Consider the following 17,525-nt stretch of genomic DNA (forward strand, 5'->3'; position numbering starts at 1 on the left):
GACCGCATCAGCGCGCCTTGGTTGATAGGAAAGGCGTCGGATTCTAGCCGAATGCACAGCCAAAGGCAGGTATGCGGAAAGCTGATCGGAGCGGACTGGGCGGAACAGGCTAACGGGACGACTGCTCTGAAGCGAGGTGCCGGTGGCTAAAGCTCAGCCCTAGACACCGACCGAAGCCACCCTACAGCGCTCTGCGCAGCGAGGCGGCAGACAAGACAAATGAAAGGAGCCTGCCCCCAACAAACGCAAAACCGGGCGCGAGGCCCGGTGCGGTGAAGTATCAACGTTGCTTGATGGTCATCTGCCGACGTTCGAACTCGACGATGCGCTGGCGGTAGTGCTCGATGGTCTGGGCGGTCAGCACGCTGCGCTGGTCATCCTTCAGCTCGCCGTTGAGCTCCTGGGACAGCTTGCGCGCGGCGGCAACCATGACGTCAAAGGCCTGTTTGGGATGACGAGGGCCGGGCAAGCCGAGGAAGAAACTCACTGCCGGCGTGGTGAAGTGATCGATATCGTCCAGGTCGAAGGTGCCGGGCTTGACCGCATTGGCCATGGAGAACAGCACCTCGCCGTTACCGGCCATGCTCTCATGGCGGTGGAAGATATCCATCTCACCGAAGCGCAGGCCGCTTTCAAGAATATTCTGTAGCAGCGCGGGACCACGGAAACCGTGAGGATCACGGCAAATGACGTTGATGACGAGTACTTCCTCGACGGGCGCCAGTTCCTTCTGCGACTGATCTTTCTCGTCCTCGTCGTCACCAACAACCGGATCGAGCAACGTCGGCACGGGCTCGTCGGTATTGAGCTGAAGATCGCCCTGGAACGGCTCGTCCTGCCGACGCTTCTTGCCGGATTCGCGGGCGCTCACGGGCGGCATGCCCCCTTCATCCAGGGAAGGCTCATGATCGCGATTCACCACGCGAGCCGGGCCAAGCAGTTCCGGGGAATCGTCGGCATCGGGAAGGTTGGAGAGGCTGCGGTCCAGCTTGAATTTCAGCTTGCCCTTGGCACCACGCATGCGCCGCCAGCCGTCGAACAATATGCCGGCGATGACAATGATGCCGATGACGATCAGCCACTCGCGCAGACCGATATCCATTAATGCTTTAACCTCTGAATTCGATGATAAAGACGCAACGAACGGTCACTTGGGGCCGCTTCAAGCGCATCGCAAAAATTGTGCTCTAAGCTAGCACGACGAACGGTAACTTTGCACCGTGCGGTAGTTCTCTTTTTATGGCCTTCCTTGTATCAAAAATGCTCAAACACGCGGCTTAATCCTAGGCTTCGGCGAGTGCCACGGCCTGTTCGACATCGACTGCCACCAGTCGCGAGCAGCCCGGTTCGTGCATGGTTACACCCATCAGTTGGTCCGCCATTTCCATGGCGATCTTGTTGTGAGTGATGTAGATGAACTGCACTTTCTCCGACATCTCCTTCACCAGCCGCGCGTAACGACCGACATTCGCATCATCCAGCGGCGCATCGACTTCATCGAGCATGCAGAACGGTGCGGGATTGAGCTGGAAGATGGCAAATACCAGTGCCAGCGCCGTCAATGCCTTTTCACCACCGGAAAGCAGGTGAATGGTGCTGTTCTTCTTTCCGGGCGGGCGCGCCATGATCGCCACCCCGGTATCGAGTAAATCTTCTCCGGTAAGTTCCAGATAAGCATTGCCGCCGCCGAAGACTTTCGGGAAAAGCGCCTGCAGGCCGCTGTTGATCTGGTCGAAGGTCTCCTTGAAGCGATTGCGGGTTTCCCGGTCAATCTTGCGGATGACGTTTTCCAAGGTATCCAGCGCCTCGACGAGGTCGTCATTCTGCGCATCGAGATAGCGTTTGCGTTCCGATTGCTGCTGGTATTCGTCGATCGCGGCCAAGTTGATCGGTCCGAGGCGCTGAATGCGCTGGGCAAGGCGTTCCAGTTCGGCTTCCCAGCCCTGCTCGCTGGCGTCGGCCGGGAGTGTGGCCAATACGCCGTGCAGGTCGTAGCCATCCTCGTGAAGCTGATCCTGCAGCGCCTTGCGTCGGACGCTCAGCCCCTGCCAGTCCAGTCGCTGTTGTTCCAGTTGACCGCGCAGCAGCTGCGCCTGCTGCTCGGCCTGAGTGCGCCGCTTTTCCGCATCACGCAACTCGCGATCAGCATCTTCCAGCGCCAGCCGCGCGTGCTTGAGTTCCTCTTCGACGCCCATCCGGCGTTCCAGCAGTTCCTCGAGCTTCATGCGCAGCTCTTCCAGCGGCGCCTCGCCCTCCTCCAGATTCAGCGTAAGCTGCTCGCGGCGCTCGACGGCCCGCTCGAACTGCTGTTCTAGGCGTTCCAGCGCCTGGCGGGTGGACTCGTATTGTGCCCTGAGCGAACCAACCCGTAGCGCCAGCTGGTGTGCATGATCCTTTTGCTGTCGCGCATCCTGCCGAATACGGTCCAGACGCTCGCGTATGCCGTCGCGGCTGGCTAGGAGCGACTCGCGCTGCTCGGTGTCGGCGGCCATCGCATCCAGTGCTTCCTGCAACTGCAGACGCGCTTCACCCAACTGCTCGGTCTCGATCTCGCGCTGTTCCTGCTGTTCGGCAAGTTCTTCATCCAGGCGCTGGCGGCGCAACGCAAGTTGCTCGAGGCGAGCCTGTCCGGCAGATAGCTGAGCCTTGAGATCACTCTGGCTACGCGCCTCTTCCTGCTGTCGACGACGCTGCTGCTCGCGCTCGTCTTCGAGACGGGACTGATCCCCGCGTAACCCGGAAATACGCTCTTCAACCAACGCCAAGGCTGCTTCGCGTTCGTCGCGCTCGGCCAATAGCCGCTCCAGTTCCTGGCTGCGTGCAAGCACACCCGATTCCGCCTCACTGGCACGGCGCACCCGCAGAAAATGCAGGCCGACCCAATAGCCGTCACGACTGATCACGCTTTCGTTTTCGCCGAGCGTTGCGCGTGCGGCCAGTGCCTGGTCCAGCGATTCGACAGGACGCACGCGACCCAGCCACGGCGAAAGATCCATCTGTGACTCGACCAGATTGAGCAAGCTGCCGGCGTGGCGCACATCACCTTTGCGCAGGCTGGCCAGGCGTAGATCGCCCTGCTCGAATCCACCGAGGTCGATCGCGGCGAAGTCCTCCAGCAGCACGGCATGCAGGTCGCTGCCGAGCACGGTTTCCACTGCCAGCTCCCAACCCGGCTCGACTCGCAACCCTTCGGCGAGGCGCGGGCGTTGCTCGAGGCCCTGTTCCCGTAACCATTCAGCGACGCCCTTGCCCGGATCCATCGCCGCCTGTTGCAAGGCTTCCAGCGAGGCGATGCGGCCATTCAGGCGTTGCAGTTCACCTTGCATCTGTTGCTGGGTTCGGGTCGCCAGCTGCAACTCTTCACGCAGCTGCTCAAGACGTTCATTGAGGGCTTCGCCGGCCGCGGCGAGCGCTTCGAGATCGAGCTCGCTGGCGGCAAGCTGCTCGCCAAGCTCAAGGATCGCGACATCCTCCGGATCGGCCGCAAGGAGAGCGCGCTCGTCATCCAGGCGACGCTGGCGTTCGGCCAGGCGTTCCAGGCTCTGCTCCAGCTGTTGAATCCGCGATTGCTGTACTTCGGCAGCGCGGCGTGGCTCGGCGCTTTGCTGATTGAAGCGTTCCCACTGCTCCTGCCAGGCCTGCATGGCCGACTCCGCCTCTTCCAGCTGTGCGGCGGACTCCTCGGCGGCGGCGCTGGACAGCTCCTGCTCGGGCTCGAGCATGGCCATCTCCTCGCCGAGCGTGGCGAGCAGGGTGCGATCGTGACCGAGGTGCGACTCGGTTTCCAGGCGCGCCTGCTCTGCCTCACGCAGGTCATCCTGCAACTGGCGCAAGCGCTGCTGACCATGCTGGATGCTCTGTTCGACACGAGCAATGTCGCCGCCAACCGAGTAGAAACGGCCCTGCACCTGATTGAAACGCTCGGACAGCTCATGATGGCCGTCACGCAGCCGCTCGATGCTCGCATCGGCGCTGCGCTGCTCGGCCACCAATGCCTCGAACGCCACTTCCTGGTCGCCGATGACCTGCTCACGCTGGCCGACCTGTTCGTTCAAGGCCTGCCAGCGCAGTGCCGAAAGCTGCGCCTTGAGCTGACGTTCCTCGGCCTTGTATTCCTGATACTTTTCCGCCGACTGCGCCTGGCGGTGCAAACGCTCGAGCTGGCGCTCCAGCTCTTCGCGCAGATCGGTCAGGCGGGCCAGGTTCTCGTGCGTACGACGAATGCGGTTCTCGGTCTCGCGGCGGCGCTCCTTGTACTTGGAGATGCCGGCGGCTTCCTCGATGAAGTTGCGCAGGTCCTCAGGCTTTGCCTCGATCAGCTTGGAGATCATCCCCTGTTCGATGATCGAGTAGCTGCGCGGTCCGAGGCCGGTGCCGAGGAAGATGTCGGTGATATCGCGGCGCCGGCATTTCACACCGTTGAGGAAGTAGGTGTTCTGCGAATCGCGGGTCACGCGACGGCGGATGGATATCTCCGCGAATGCCGCGTACTCGCCGGTCAACGTGCCATCGGAGTTATCGAAGATCAGCTCGATGCTGGCCTGGGTTACCGGCTTGCGCGTGTTCGAGCCGTTGAAGATGACGTCGGTCATCGACTCGCCACGCAGGTTCTTCGCCGAGCTTTCGCCCATTACCCAGCGCACGGCGTCGATAATGTTGGATTTGCCGCAGCCGTTCGGACCGACCACCGCCGCCATGTTGCTCGGGAAGCTGACCGTGGTGGGATCGACGAAGGATTTGAAGCCGGCGAGTTTGATGCTCTTCAGTCGCATGCAGCCAATCCTTGGCGGTCAGCGTGGGAACGAACAAGCGGGGTCGCCGTGAACATCGGAAATCCTGGCATGGAATGGGTGCTGGCAAGAAGCCAGGGAGTTTATCACGCAGCCTGGCCCTGCTCGCAGCGCGGCGGCGCACATAACCGCTGCGATGCAGCAAGCAAGGGCGACCCGATGGCAATGGAACTGAAGAGAGGTTCTATCGAGAGACGGCGACTACGTCTAACCGCCGGTCATGCTCATGAAACGCACCACCTGCACCTGTTCGTCGGTGCGGAAATGATGTTTTTCCGGCTTGAGCTGCAGCGCATTCACCAGAGCATTGCGCAGGCGCTCACTGTCGCCCGGATGACGCCGCATCAGGCTTTTCAGGTCCAATGCACCCTCATGCCCCAGGCAGAGCACCAGCTTACCCTCGGCAGTCACGCGCACACGGTTGCAGCTGCCGCAGAAATTATTGCTATGCGGCGAGATAAAGCCGATCTGCGTTTCGCTGCCTGCCACTTGCCAGTAACGCGACGGGCCGCCAGTAGCATGGCTGCTGCGTACCAGCGTGTGCCGCGCCTCGATCCGTTCGCGCACTTCGTCGCTTGAGCAGAAGGTGATCTGGCGCTGATGACTGGACACGCTACCTAGCGGCATCTCTTCAATGAAGCTGATATCCAGGCCGCGCTCGATGGCGAAATCCACCAGATCGAGGATCTCGTCGTCGTTGCGACCCTTCTGCACCACGCTATTGAGCTTGATCCGCTTGAAGCCCGCACTACGCGCAGCCTCGATGCCTTCGAGGACCTGATCCAACCGGTCGCGACGGGTCAGTTCGGCAAAGCGATCGCGCTTGAGTGAATCGAGGCTGATGTTGAGACGCTTCACGCCAGCGGCATGCAGCGCCGGCGCCAGGCTCGGCAGCTGCGAGCCGTTGGTGGTAATGGCCAGGTCTTCCAGTTCTTTGCGCGCACCCAAACGCTCCAGCAAGCCGGTCAGACCCTTGCGTACCAGCGGCTCACCACCTGTCACACGAATGCGTTTGACGCCGAGGCTGATGAACGCATCGGCTACGGCATAGAGCTCTTCGAGGGTAAGAATCTGCGCACGCGGCGCGAAAACCATGTCTTCGCTCATGCAGTAGGTGCAGCGGAAATCGCAGCGATCGGTTACCGACAATCTCAGGTAGATGATGCGCCGGCCGAATGGGTCGACCAACTGGGAATCGGGCATTGCACTCTCCAACTGCTGGCTGCGCCTGTGTTCAGACTATGCGCTAACTGTGATTCAGGCAAAGTGACGTTACCAACGGCATGCGGTCCGGGCAGCAGACGACATGCAGCCGGGCAGCCGCGGTGCTTTAATGGCCCGCTTTGGCAGCACTCATGTGAGAGACCACGGCGAATGGATAACGATTCCCTGAAGACGATGAGCTGGCGCGAACGGCTATACGTCATCATCTTTTTCACCAATACCCCGGCCGGCAAGCGCTTCGATACCTGGCTGCTGGTCATCATCCTGGCCAGTCTGGTGGTGGTGATGTTCGACAGCATCGCCTCGTTCAATGAGCGCCACGGCGAGCTGCTGACCAATCTGGAGTGGGCCTTCACGGCGATCTTCGCCGTGGAATATCTGGTGCGCATCTACACGCACCCCGAGCCGCGCAAGTACATCTTCAGCTTCTACGGGGCGGTCGATCTTCTGTCGGTGCTGCCGGCTTTCATTGCCCTGCTGTTTCCGGATGCGCAGTACCTGCTGGTGGTGCGCATCGTCCGCATGCTGCGGATATTCCGTGTACTCAAGCTCACGCCCTACCTGAGCCAGGCGAATTTCCTGCTGGTGGCGCTGCAGGGCAGCCGACAGAAGATCATCGTCTTCCTGCTCAGCGTTACCACGCTGATCATCGTCTACGGCACGCTTATGTACGTGATCGAGGGGCCCTCCAACGGCTTCACCAGCATCCCGATGAGCATCTACTGGGCGGTGGTCACGCTGACTACGGTCGGCTTCGGCGACATCGTCCCGCACACGCCGCTGGGCAAGGCGCTGGCGACAGTGGTGATGATCACCGGTTATTCGATCATCGCCGTGCCGACCGGCATTTTTACCGCCGAGCTGGCCAACGCCATGCGCCAGGATAGCCTGCGCCACGCCTGCCCGACTTGCGACAAGCTCACCCACGAGCCGAACGCCGCATTCTGTAGCCGTTGCGGCACGCAGCTGTTCGAGCGCCCTGACCGCGGCGCACCGACCTGACGTAGCAGGCGCCGCCACCAGCGGCGCTCATCCGCTGCCGCTTCGCCCGCACCGACGAACTGCCCGGAAGCGGGACTGTCACATCCTCAGATTCGCATCAGGCAGGATGGAGACCGGCATGCCCTTGCTCAAACTGCTGCACTTTGCCGCCCTGCTCTGCTGGTGCGGCTCGCTGCTCTATCTGCCGGCAATGATCGCCGCGGGCACCAAGCGCAGCGATCAACTCTTCTACCGCGACCATGCCCACCTCACCCGCATGGTGTTCACCCTGATCAGCACGCCCGCTGCGCTGATCGCCATCGGCTCCGGTACAGCACTGTTCCTGCGCGACGGCACCCTGGCCGGCTGGCTGATCATGAAGGTGACGATGGTGACCGGCATGGCGCTCTGTCATGCGCTGTGCGGCGTTCTGGTCCTGCGCATCGAACGCGAGCCGGAGCGTGGCGTCACATACCAGTGCATGGCCCTGGGTGTGCTGGTCCCCGTGTTGATCGCCCTGACCCTCTGGCTGGTGCTTGCCAAACCCTTCTGACTCAAGGAACGACAGCCTCGCATGACCAACTGCCCGGCCCGCCTCGACCCTTTCCACTCTGCCTGCCCTTGCCGGCCGTCCCTGGCAAGCCGTGACGAAGGCTCAGGGCGCCTGCTGACCGTCGATATCCACGCCGACGGCATGTTCGTAAACCAGCCGCCCGCCGAGAAAAGCCGCCAGCGAGATCAGCACGGCAGTCAGCAGCGAAAGATAGAGTCCCCACATGGCGTCGCCGTCGCCACGATCCATACCCTGGTAGCGCAACAGCCAGTTCAGCGAAGCGAGCGAGAGCATCATCACGGCGAGAATTGCGTGGCACCAGGCGGTGATCTTGCGACGGATCTGCTGCACCGAAAGCAGATCGATCACGCCGGCGATGCTTGCGATCCAGCCGCCAATGGCGCCCACGCCGGAAAGCCAGAGGCCGGCCCGCCACCAGAATTCATCGAGCGTCCAGAAATAGGCGAGATCGGCAGGCACCAGGCCAATCAGCGCAGCAACGGGGAAATGGATCATCATCGGGTGCAGCGGGTGGCCGGCAATGGCGGCGTTACTGTTGATCGACTCGCGTTCTGTGGCCATCCGGCCCTCCCAGGCACTGAAGTGAAACGGGCCGCCCAGTCGACGAGACGAGGCGGCAGCCCTTTCAAATGGACCACGCTGGCGCTGGCAGTTCCTTTACTCGTTGGCTGCGACGGGCCGCAGTCGGCGCTCTCGCCCGCCGGTCCGATGGCCCGCGACGTGGCCAATGTCTGGTGGGCGATGTTCGGCTTTTCCGTCGTGGTGCTGGTGGTGGTGAGCGCGCTGTGGATCTACGCCATGCTGCGGCAGCCGAGAACGCATACCGCTGAAGAGGCCAAGCGGATCAATCGACACTGGATCATCGGCGGCGGCCTGATCCTGCCTACCGTCAGCATCATTGCGTTGCTGGCGTTCGGCATTCCCACCGGGCGCGGCATGCTGCCGCTGCCAGTCGAGGGCGAGCAACCGTTACGCATCCAGGTCATCGGTCATCAATGGTGGTGGGAGGTGCGCTATCCGGAAAGTGGCGTGGTGACGGCCAACCAGTTCATCCTGCCGGTCGATCGCCCCGTGGACGTCGAGGTGACCAGCGCCGACGTGATCCACTCGTTCTGGGTGCCACGCCTGGGTGGCAAGCTGGACATGGTGCCGGGCCGGACCAATACCCTGCGCCTGCAGGCCTCGCAGACCGGCGTGTTTCGTGGGCAATGCTCGGAGTTCTGCGGCAGCCAGCATGCCCACATGATCCTGCACGTCGAGGCACTCGAAACCGACGCATTCGCCAGCTGGATCGAAGCCCGCGCCGGGCGAGAACACCAGCCGCCCAGCGGCGCCGCCGGCCAGGTGTTCGACGAGCGCTGCGGGCAGTGCCACCGCGTCGCCGGTGTCAGTGACGGCAACCGCGCCCCGGATCTCAGCGACCTGGCGACCCGCCCGACGCTGGGCGCCGGGGTGATCGCCAACGACGCCGAAGGCCTGCGCCGCTGGCTCAGCGATCACCAGAGCCTCAAGCACGGCATCGCCATGCCACGTCACGACGACATCCCCGAACAAACCCTCGGCCAGCTTGCCGACTGGCTGGAGACCCTCGCGCCATGACCCCGACCCGAAACAATGGCGCCGCTACCGACCTCGACCAGCTCCACGATCAGTTCGACGAGGTGTGGGGCAATCCGCGCGGTTGGCGCGCGCTGACCATCGTCAACCACACCAGCATCGGCCTGCGCTTTCTGGTCACCGGTGCCTTCTTCTTCCTGGTTGGCGGCCTGCTGGCCATGCTCATCCGCACCCAGCTCGCTCTGCCCGGCTACGAGCTGATGGAGCCGGACGTCTACAACCAGGTCTTCACCATGCATGGCACGGTGATGATGTTTCTCTTCGCCGTACCGATGATGGAGGGGCTGGCGGTCTACCTGATCCCGAAGATGATCGGCGCCCGCGACTTGGTATTTCCGCGGCTTTCCGCCCTCGGCTATTACTGCTACCTGTTCGGCGGGCTGATCCTGCTATCGAGCATCTTTCTCGATGTCGCGCCCAAGGCCGGCTGGTTCATGTACACGCCACTGTCCAGCTCGGCACATACGCCGGGCGTGAATTCGGACTTCTGGCTGCTGGGCATCACCTTTGTCGAGATTTCCGCGGTATCGGCCGGCGTCGAGCTGGTGGTGTCGATCCTGCGCACCCGCACCAACGGCATGGCGCTACATAAAATGCCGCTGTACGCCTGGTACATCCTGGTGATGGCGATGATGATCGTGGTCGGCTTCCCGCCGCTGATCCTCGGCTCGATCCTGCTTGAACTGGAGCGCGCGGCGGGCATGCCGTTCTTCGATGTCGCCCGCGGCGGCGACCCGGTGCTCTGGCAGCACCTGTTCTGGCTGTTCGGCCATCCCGAGGTGTACATCATCTTCCTGCCCGGCGCTGGAATCGTCTCCACGCTGATTCCAGTGTTCTGCCAGCGCCCGCTGGTGGGCTATCGCTGGGTGGTGCTGGGCGTTCTGACTACCGGCTTCATCAGCTTCGGCCTGTGGGTGCACCACATGTTCACGGTCGGCATTCCACAGCTGGCTACGGCCTTCTTCTCAGCGGCGAGCATGCTGGTGGCAATTCCCACCGGGGTGCAGATCTTCGCCTGGCTGGCGACACTCTGGCTCGGCAAGCCGGTGTACAAGGTGCCGATGCTCTGGCTGGTGGGCTTTCTCATCGTTTTCGTCGCCGGTGGGCTGACCGGCGTGATGCTGGCGCTGGTGCCGTTCGACTGGCAGGTGCACGACACGCATTTCGTCGTCGCACATATGCATTACGTGCTGGTGGGCGGCATGGTCTTCCCGCTGATGGCCGGGCTCTATTACTGGCTGCCGCATTTCTCCGGGCGCATGCCCTCGGCGAAGCTTGGGCGCTGGGGCTTCTGGCTGTTCTTCATCGGTTTCAACGTGACGTTCCTGATCATGCACTGGACCGGCCTGATCGGCATGCCCCGGCGTGTTTACACCTACGACACCGGCCTCGGTTGGGACATGCCCAATCTGGTGTCGTCGATCGGCAGCTTCATCATGGCCGTGGGTGTCGCCACCATCCTGCTGGATATCATCCTGCACTTCCGCTTCGGCATCCCGGCGCCGAAGAACCCGTGGAAGGCCGATACGCTGGAGTGGGCTACCAGCCTGCCGCCCAGCGCCTACAACTTCGTCAGTCTGCCCGACGTGACCGATCGCCACCCGTTGTGGAAAGACCCGGACCTGCCAGACAGCATCGCCCGCGGCGAACATGCGCTGACGGTAATCGACCACGGTCGGCGGGAGACCTGGGGCAGCGATCCACTGACGGGCAAGGTCCGCGAGATCATTCATCTGCCCGGCAACAGCTGGCTGCCGTTCATTGCCTCCGTGTTCCTTGCCGCGCTCTGCCTGAGTCTGCTGAACAAGGCGTACATCCTCGCCATCATTGCTACCGTGGCGACCCTGATCGTGCTGCTGCGCTGGTCCTGGGAAAACGGTGCTCATCCCGCTGCCGCGCCAGACGCTCATACCCAGCCAGGCGAGCCCCCCCTTCACTCGCGCACCTTCGACGGACCGGGCCTGTGGGGCATGGGCGTAACGCTGCTGGCCAACGGCGCGCTGTATCTGTCGCTGCTGTTCGGCTGGTTCTATCTGTGGACCGTTTCGCCGCAATGGCAGGTGCCGGACAGCGGGCTGAATGGCTGGCTGATGCTGGCCAGCGCGTTGTTGCTGAGTGCAGGCACGCTCTGGTTGCACCGGCTGATCAAGCGTCTGCGCGCTGGCATACATCACGGCTTGATGGGGCAACTCGCCCTGATCGCGCTCGTGGCATTGCTGCAGTCGGCCATGCTGCTCTGGCTGATGCTATCGGCCGGGCTGGCACCGACCGAAACGGCCCACGATGCAGTGATCTTCGTGATGCTGGCGTACAACCTGATTCATTGCACGCTGGCAGCCGTGCTGACCGGTCTGCAAGCGTGGCGGGTAGCCATCGGTTACGTAGGCGACAAGGCGCCGTACGAGCCTGTGGTGGTCGAGCAGCTCTGGTACTACAACCTTGGCGTGCTCTGGGTCAGCTATGCCGCCATCGTGCTGTTTCCCGCGACATGGGGAGGTGCCTGATGAGATATGCACGCACCTCCCCCTACCATCCGGTCCAAATCCCGATCGGGCTGATCATCTGGAGTCTGTGGTTCGTCGCGATGTATGGCGGCCAGGCGGTGATCTGCAAGATCAGCCCACCCGACCCAGCCCAAGGCGTGTGGAACTGGCTGAATGGCAGTCTCGGCGTGCTGACACTGCTTACGCTCGGATTACTGTTGTGGATGGCGCGCTACTTCTGGCGCCTGTCGCGCGCACCGGAGCAGTTGAACGAACGGCAGCAGTTCGTCACCAAGATTGCCGCCGGCATTCACTTCATCGCGGCGCTGGCGACCCTGTTCGTTGGCATTCCACTGCTGCAGATTCCGCCATGCCTGTGACCCGACTTCCGCTGCGCCGGGCTATCGCTATAACGCTGGCGGCGATCGTCCTGCCCGCGCCGGCCCATGCTCATGGCCTGTTCGATGCCCACCTACTGGACCGCGCGCCTTTGCTGCTCACAGCAGTCGTGGTCGCGGCAGCCTGGCTGCTCTATGTGCTGGGCGCCCGCAAGGTGCCGCCGCGGCGCAGCGAAGCCCTCTGTTTTCACGGCGCCATGCTGCTGGTTGTGTTTTCCGTGTTCGGCCCCATCGACGACTGGGCGGAAACCAGCACCAGCTGGCACATGACGCAGCACATGCTGTTCATCATCGTGATCGCCCCGCTATGGGCGCTGGCGCGACCTTTGCCGCAATGGCGCGGCATCACCGGCCGCTTTGCCCAACCGCTGTGGACCGGCATTATGCGCGCCGGACGCTATCCGACGCTGTTGGCGCTGCTGCATGGCGCGATCATCTGGATCTGGCACACGCCGAAGCTCTATGTGCTGGCGCTGGACAATCTCTGGTGGCATGCCTTCGAGCATGCGTGCTTTCTGTTTACCGGCTGGCTGTTCTGGTGGTCGGTACTGCGCGCGAATCCAAAGCAGACGCCGCAGGCGCTGATGGCCGTATTGCTGACGCTGATGCATACCGGCCTGCTGGGCGCCCTGCTCACCTTCGGTAGCGTTTCGTTCTACGGCGAAGGTCGATCGGTAGAGGACCAGCAACTCGCCGGACTGATCATGTGGGTGCCGGGCGGGTTGATCTATCTGATCGGTGGCGGCTGGATCGCCTGGCGCTGGCTGACCCGAATGTGGCGTCGCCAGCAAACGGGTGCTGCCCAGGAGGAGCTGGGCTGAGGCTGCGCTGTCAAATCAGCCGCGTCGATCACTCGCTTTTCTTGCGAATCCAGTAAAGATAGGTGCCCGCCGCTTCCTGCTGCTCGACCAGGTCGTGGCCAAGGAAAATGCAGAACTTGGGGATATCGCGCTGAGTCGAGGGATCGGTGGCGATCACCTTGAGCAAGGCGCCACCGGCCAGATCGCGCACCTTGTTGTGCAGCATCATCACCGGCTCGGGACAGTTCAGGCCGCTGGCATCGAGTACGGCATCGACGGTCATTTCAGCTGATTGGGTCATCTTGGGCTCCGGAAAACAGGTCGGCATTGTGGCGCAAGCAGGCTGGCAGGTCATCCGCGTGTATCAGAGGCGACGCAGATGACAGGTCACCTCTTCACGATCGTGATACAGCTGCTTGCAACCGATACTGGCCTTGACGCCGCGCGCCGCCAGCCCGTCGGCGATGCGCTCGAGCAGGCGTTTCACCTCGGCATAACGCTGCTTCATCGGCAGCTTGAGGTTGACCACCGCTTCGCGGCACAGCCCTTCGCCGATCCAGGTTTCCAGCAAGGCGGCATTGCGCGCCGGCTTTTCGACGATATCGCAGACCATCCAGTTCACCGGCCTCTTCGGGCGAAAGGTGAAACCGTCAGCGCGAAAATGCTCGACCAGCCCGGAATCCATCAGATCGGCGTCCATCGGTCCGTTGTCCACTGCACTGACCTTGATGTGCCGATTTACCAGCTGCCAGGTCCAGCCGCCCGGCGCTGCGCCGAGATCGACGCCGGTCATGCCCGCCGCCAGTCGCGTGTCCCACTGGTCGCGCGGGATGAAGTGGTGCCAGGCCTCCTCCAGCTTGAGCGTGGAACGGCTCGGCGCCTGCCGTGGAAACTTCAGGCGCGGGATGCCCATCGGCCACAGCGCACTGTTGTTCGCTTCGGCGATTCCGGCAAAAACCTCGCGGCCGCTCTTGAAGGTCAGCAGCAGTCGCGGGCCGTTGCCCTGCTCGTCGAGGCGGCCGGCCTTGGTCAGCGCTTTGCGCAGCGGCGCCTCGAACTTGCGGCAGAAATTGGATAGCTCCTTGCCGTCATTGGTGTCCAGCACTTCCAACCACAGGCTGCTGCAAACCGGGTAGCTGGCCAGATACGCCAGCAGAACGCTGATGCGATCCGTTTCAGGAAGTTGCAGATATTCGCCGCGCGCCCATTGCCGGGGAAAGATCAGCTCGGCAAAACGCAACTTGCGCATCAACCGCTCGGCGCCCCCGTTTTCGCTGCAGACGAACTCGGCACAGGCGCTCTCCGGCCGCGCCTTGGCGTAGCCGCTGACGTCGAGCATGGCGGCGTGTTCGCTGATTTCCGAGCAGACTTCGCCCTCGAAGCCGGGCCGGCAATGCAGCAGCAATGTGTTCATGTTCGAGTCCTGTCAGCGGTCGGGCCTGCGCCAAAGCCGCGCATCATAGCCGACCACGGGAACCCTCGCCTGCATGGCCCGGTCCAGTGCAGTAGCGAAACTCCCGCCCTGTTGGTCTGAGCGGTTGGTTGGCCGGACAGGTTTTAACCAAAACTGCACTGGCCAAGCAGGCCACTTAAGCTAGTTTCAAAGCTCATTCATCAGCCAGCCCCACCGTGTGGGCACAAGGAGATGAGGAATGCCTTCCCTGGATAGCCTGAATTGCCATCGCAGCCTCGAAGTTGCCGGCAAGACCTACCACTACTACAGCCTGCCCGATGCAGCCGCCCAGCTCGGCGACATCAGCCGTCTTCCCACATCGCTGAAGGTGCTACTGGAGAACCTGCTGCGTTGGGAGGACAACCTGACGGTCCGCCCCGACGACCTGAAATCTCTGGTGCGCTGGCTGGACACCCGCAGCTCCACCATGGAGATCCAGTACCGCCCTGCCCGCGTGCTGATGCAGGACTTCACCGGCGTGCCGGCAGTCGTCGACCTGGCTGCCATGCGCGACGCCGTCGCCAAGGCCGGTGGCGATCCGCAGAAGATCAACCCGCTGTCACCGGTGGACCTGGTCATCGACCACTCGGTGATGGTCGACCGCTTCGGCAGCGACCAGGCATTCGAACAGAATGTCGAGATCGAGATGCAGCGCAATGGTGAACGCTACGAGTTTCTGCGCTGGGGCCAGCAGGCCTTCGACAACTTCGCCGTGGTGCCGCCGGGCACCGGCATTTGTCACCAGGTGAATCTGGAATATCTCGGCCAGGTGGTCTGGACCCGTGAAGAGAACGGCGAAACCTTTGCCTATCCAGATACCCTGGTCGGCACCGACTCGCACACCACCATGATCAACGGCCTCGGCGTGCTCGGCTGGGGCGTTGGCGGTATCGAAGCCGAAGCGGCAATGCTCGGTCAGCCGGTGTCGATGCTGATCCCGGAAGTGATCGGCTTTCGCCTCACCGGCAAGCTCAATGAAGGTGTCACCGCCACCGACCTGGTGCTGACCGTGACGCAGATGCTGCGCAAGCACGGCGTGGTCGGAAAGTTCGTCGAGTTCTTCGGCCCCGGCCTGGACCACCTGCCGCTGGCCGACCGCGCCACCATCGGCAACATGGCCCCGGAATACGGCGCCACGTGCGGCTTCTTCCCGGTCGACCAGGTGACCATCGATTACCTGCGCCTGACAGGCCGCAATGAAGAGCGCATCGCGCTGGTCGAGGCCTACAGCAAGGCGCAGGGCATGTGGCGCGACAGCAACTCGCCCGACCCGGAGTTCACCGCCACGCTGGAACTCGATCTCAGCCAGGTACGCCCCTCCGTGGCCGGACCGAAACGTCCACAGGATCGCGTGACTCTTGGCGACATCGGCGCGAACTTCGATCTGCTGCTGGAGACCAGCGGGCGCCAGCAGCAAGCTGATACGGAGTTTGCGGTAGCCGGTGAACAGTTCCAGCTCAAGCACGGCGCGGTGGTGATCGCCGCCATCACCTCCTGCACCAACACCTCAAACCCGAACGTGCTGATGGCCGCCGGCCTGGTTGCCAAGAAGGCCATCGAGCGCGGCCTGCATCGCAAACCCTGGGTCAAGACATCTCTGGCGCCCGGTTCGAAAGTGGTGACCGACTACCTCGAGCGTGCCGGTCTGACCCGCTATCTCGATGAACTCGGCTTCAACCTGGTGGGCTACGGCTGCACCACCTGCATCGGCAACTCCGGCCCGCTGCCAGATGCCATCGGCCAGGCGATCACCGAGAACGATCTGATCGTCTCATCAGTGCTGTCCGGCAACCGCAACTTCGAAGGGCGCGTGCATCCGATGGTAAAGGCCAATTGGCTGGCCTCGCCGCCGCTGGTGGTCGCCTTCGCCCTGGCCGGCACCACACGCATCGACATGGACCGCGAACCGCTGGGCTACGACGCGCAGAACCAACCGGTGTACTTGAAAGACATCTGGCCAAGCAGCGCGGAAATCGCCGAAGCGGTGGCGAGCATCGATGGAGAGATGTTCCGCAGCCGTTATGCCGACGTGTTCAGCGGCGACGAGCACTGGCAGAAGATTCCGGTCAGCGCGGGGGACACCTATGCGTGGGACGCTGGCTCCAGCTACGTGCAGAATCCGCCCTACTTCGAGGATATCGGCCAGCCACCGACCCCGCCGGCGGATGTCGAGAATGCTCGCGTGCTGGCCCTGTTCGGCGACTCGATCACCACCGACCACATCTCGCCGGCCGGCAATATCAAGGCCAGCTCACCAGCTGGCATGTACCTGCAGTCGCTGGGCGTGGCACCGGAGGATTTCAACTCCTACGGCTCCCGCCGCGGCAACCATGAAGTGATGATGCGCGGCACCTTTGCCAATATCCGCATCAAGAACGAGATGCTCGGTGGCGAAGAAGGCGGCAACACGCTCTATCAGCCGAGTGGCGAGAAACTCTCGATTTATGATGCCGCCATGCGCTACCAGGCCGAAGGCGTGCCGCTGGTGGTGATCGCAGGCAAGGAGTACGGCACCGGTTCCAGTCGCGACTGGGCGGCCAAGGGCACCAATCTGCTGGGCGTAAAGGCCGTCATTGCCGAGAGCTTCGAGCGTATCCACCGCTCCAACCTGATCGGAATGGGCGTGCTGGCGTTGCAGTTCGTCGACGAGCAGACGCGCCAGTCGCTGGGCTTGAACGGTACGGAGAAGTTGTCGATCCGCGGGCTCGGCGCCGATATCACGCCACGGCAGATGCTGACGGTTGATGTGGAGCGCGCCGACGGCTCACGGGGCTCGTTCCAGGTGCTGAGCCGCATCGATACGCTCAACGAGGTGCAGTACTTCAAGGCCGGCGGCATCCTGCACTACGTTCTGCGCCAGCTCATCGGAAGCTGATCGAAAACCGGAAACGCCGATGCGAGTCCTTTCGCATCGGCGTCCGCCGGTCCTTCGGCGAGTGGTTTTCCAGCTGCCCAGACGTCCATGCCCGCTGCCCGGCTCCCTCAAGCTACTTCGCATCGCGAAGCACCCGGACATGCGCCGACAATGGCGAAAACCCGTGACAAAACCATTAAGCCTTTGTTGCCGTTGGTCGCCTGTGGGCGATAGAAGCTGATCCCGGAATCAGCTTTCGCTCAAGAACGCCAGTCTCCGGCCGACCAACTGGTCAGCCCGACCGCTTAAAAAAATATAAAGGTCGGGTGCGCCACCCTACGATTTCTCTGC

General features: G+C 62.7%; 13 protein-coding genes. 7 read left to right on the plus strand and 6 right to left on the minus strand.

Annotation, left to right across the window (positions count from 1 at the left end; all coding sequences use genetic code 11):
* Positions 1-280: 280 nt before the first annotated feature.
* The 3 genes from zipA to moaA all read right to left on the minus strand — a co-directional run bounded on the left by zipA (position 281) and on the right by moaA (position 5,993).
* Positions 281-1,102 (minus strand): cell division protein ZipA, encoded by an 822-nt coding sequence (zipA, locus tag UIB01_RS12475; RefSeq protein WP_038660887.1) that lies wholly within the window; start codon positions 1,100-1,102, stop codon positions 281-283.
* Between the two features lie 181 nt (positions 1,103-1,283).
* Positions 1,284-4,772, minus strand: a complete 3,489-nt coding sequence (gene smc, locus UIB01_RS12480; RefSeq protein WP_038660890.1) for a chromosome segregation protein SMC — start codon at positions 4,770-4,772, stop codon at positions 1,284-1,286.
* 225 nt (positions 4,773-4,997) lie between these two features.
* Positions 4,998-5,993, minus strand: coding sequence for a GTP 3',8-cyclase MoaA (gene moaA / locus UIB01_RS12485; RefSeq protein WP_038660894.1), 996 nt, complete (start codon positions 5,991-5,993; stop codon positions 4,998-5,000).
* A gap of 171 nt (positions 5,994-6,164) precedes the next feature.
* Here moaA and UIB01_RS12490 point away from each other — a divergent pair, with 171 nt between their 5' ends.
* Together UIB01_RS12490 and UIB01_RS12495 are read left to right on the plus strand one after the other, a co-directional pair.
* Positions 6,165-7,016 carry an ion transporter gene (locus tag UIB01_RS12490; protein ID WP_038660897.1) on the plus strand — a complete coding sequence of 284 codons (852 nt, stop codon included), beginning with the start codon at positions 6,165-6,167 and terminating at the stop codon, positions 7,014-7,016.
* Between the two features lie 118 nt (positions 7,017-7,134).
* A complete protein-coding gene (locus UIB01_RS12495; protein ID WP_038660900.1) occupies positions 7,135-7,548 on the plus strand; it encodes a CopD family protein in 414 nt (137 codons plus the stop codon).
* Positions 7,549-7,650: 102 nt separating this feature from the next.
* Here UIB01_RS12495 and UIB01_RS12500 read toward each other — a convergent pair whose 3' ends face one another.
* Positions 7,651-8,130 (minus strand): DUF2231 domain-containing protein, encoded by a 480-nt coding sequence (locus UIB01_RS12500; RefSeq protein ID WP_038660903.1) that lies wholly within the window; start codon positions 8,128-8,130, stop codon positions 7,651-7,653.
* A 147-nt stretch (positions 8,131-8,277) separates the two neighbouring features.
* Between UIB01_RS12500 and coxB the strand changes: the two genes are divergently transcribed.
* The 4 genes from coxB to UIB01_RS12520 are packed head-to-tail and all read left to right on the plus strand — an operon-like array spanning position 8,278 to position 12,888.
* Complete coding sequence (gene coxB / locus UIB01_RS12505) at positions 8,278-9,168, plus strand: cytochrome c oxidase subunit II (RefSeq protein WP_038660906.1); 891 nt, start codon at positions 8,278-8,280, stop codon at positions 9,166-9,168.
* Positions 9,165-11,690 carry a cytochrome c oxidase subunit I gene (gene ctaD / locus UIB01_RS12510; RefSeq protein ID WP_038660908.1) on the plus strand — a complete coding sequence of 842 codons (2,526 nt, stop codon included), beginning with the start codon at positions 9,165-9,167 and terminating at the stop codon, positions 11,688-11,690. Before coxB ends, ctaD begins: the two co-directional genes overlap by 4 nt.
* Positions 11,690-12,049: a hypothetical protein gene (locus tag UIB01_RS12515; RefSeq protein WP_038660911.1), complete on the plus strand. Its 360-nt coding sequence runs from the start codon at positions 11,690-11,692 to the stop codon at positions 12,047-12,049. Before ctaD ends, UIB01_RS12515 begins: the two co-directional genes overlap by 1 nt.
* Complete coding sequence (locus UIB01_RS12520) at positions 12,040-12,888, plus strand: cytochrome c oxidase assembly protein (RefSeq protein WP_038660914.1); 849 nt, start codon at positions 12,040-12,042, stop codon at positions 12,886-12,888. Before UIB01_RS12515 ends, UIB01_RS12520 begins: the two co-directional genes overlap by 10 nt.
* 28 nt (positions 12,889-12,916) lie before the next feature.
* On the opposite strand, the gene tusA is transcribed toward UIB01_RS12520, so the two are convergent.
* Both tusA and rlmM read right to left on the minus strand, forming a co-directional pair.
* Positions 12,917-13,168 (minus strand): sulfurtransferase TusA, encoded by a 252-nt coding sequence (gene tusA, locus UIB01_RS12525; protein WP_038660916.1) that lies wholly within the window; start codon positions 13,166-13,168, stop codon positions 12,917-12,919.
* 63 nt (positions 13,169-13,231) lie between these two features.
* Positions 13,232-14,281, minus strand: coding sequence for a 23S rRNA (cytidine(2498)-2'-O)-methyltransferase RlmM (gene rlmM, locus UIB01_RS12530; RefSeq protein WP_038660920.1), 1,050 nt, complete (start codon positions 14,279-14,281; stop codon positions 13,232-13,234).
* Between the two features lie 238 nt (positions 14,282-14,519).
* On the opposite strand from rlmM, the gene acnA reads away from it, so the two are divergent.
* On the plus strand, positions 14,520-17,195 hold the full coding sequence (gene acnA / locus UIB01_RS12535; RefSeq protein WP_038660923.1) for an aconitate hydratase AcnA: 2,676 nt from the start codon (positions 14,520-14,522) through the stop codon (positions 17,193-17,195).
* Positions 17,196-17,525: the final 330 nt, after the last annotated feature.

Source organism: Stutzerimonas decontaminans (assembly GCF_000661915.1).
GTDB lineage: Bacteria > Pseudomonadota > Gammaproteobacteria > Pseudomonadales > Pseudomonadaceae > Stutzerimonas > Stutzerimonas decontaminans.

What these genes read in the sequence shown, in the direction of transcription:
- UIB01_RS12520 (WP_038660914.1), top strand. Translation starts at nt 12,040, where the DNA reads ATGCCTGTGACCCGACTTCCGCTGCGCCGGGCTATCGCTATAACGCTG.
- rlmM (WP_038660920.1), bottom strand. Translation starts at nt 14,281, where the DNA reads ATGAACACATTGCTGCTGCATTGCCGGCCCGGCTTCGAGGGCGAAGTC.
- UIB01_RS12500 (WP_038660903.1), bottom strand. Translation starts at nt 8,130, where the DNA reads ATGGCCACAGAACGCGAGTCGATCAACAGTAACGCCGCCATTGCCGGC.
- coxB (WP_038660906.1), top strand. Translation starts at nt 8,278, where the DNA reads ATGGCCCGCGACGTGGCCAATGTCTGGTGGGCGATGTTCGGCTTTTCC.
- moaA (WP_038660894.1), bottom strand. Translation starts at nt 5,993, where the DNA reads ATGCCCGATTCCCAGTTGGTCGACCCATTCGGCCGGCGCATCATCTAC.
- acnA (WP_038660923.1), top strand. Translation starts at nt 14,520, where the DNA reads ATGCCTTCCCTGGATAGCCTGAATTGCCATCGCAGCCTCGAAGTTGCC.
- UIB01_RS12490 (WP_038660897.1), top strand. Translation starts at nt 6,165, where the DNA reads ATGGATAACGATTCCCTGAAGACGATGAGCTGGCGCGAACGGCTATAC.
- smc (WP_038660890.1), bottom strand. Translation starts at nt 4,772, where the DNA reads ATGCGACTGAAGAGCATCAAACTCGCCGGCTTCAAATCCTTCGTCGAT.
- ctaD (WP_038660908.1), top strand. Translation starts at nt 9,165, where the DNA reads ATGACCCCGACCCGAAACAATGGCGCCGCTACCGACCTCGACCAGCTC.
- tusA (WP_038660916.1), bottom strand. Translation starts at nt 13,168, where the DNA reads ATGACCCAATCAGCTGAAATGACCGTCGATGCCGTACTCGATGCCAGC.
- UIB01_RS12515 (WP_038660911.1), top strand. Translation starts at nt 11,690, where the DNA reads ATGAGATATGCACGCACCTCCCCCTACCATCCGGTCCAAATCCCGATC.
- UIB01_RS12495 (WP_038660900.1), top strand. Translation starts at nt 7,135, where the DNA reads ATGCCCTTGCTCAAACTGCTGCACTTTGCCGCCCTGCTCTGCTGGTGC.
- zipA (WP_038660887.1), bottom strand. Translation starts at nt 1,102, where the DNA reads ATGGATATCGGTCTGCGCGAGTGGCTGATCGTCATCGGCATCATTGTC.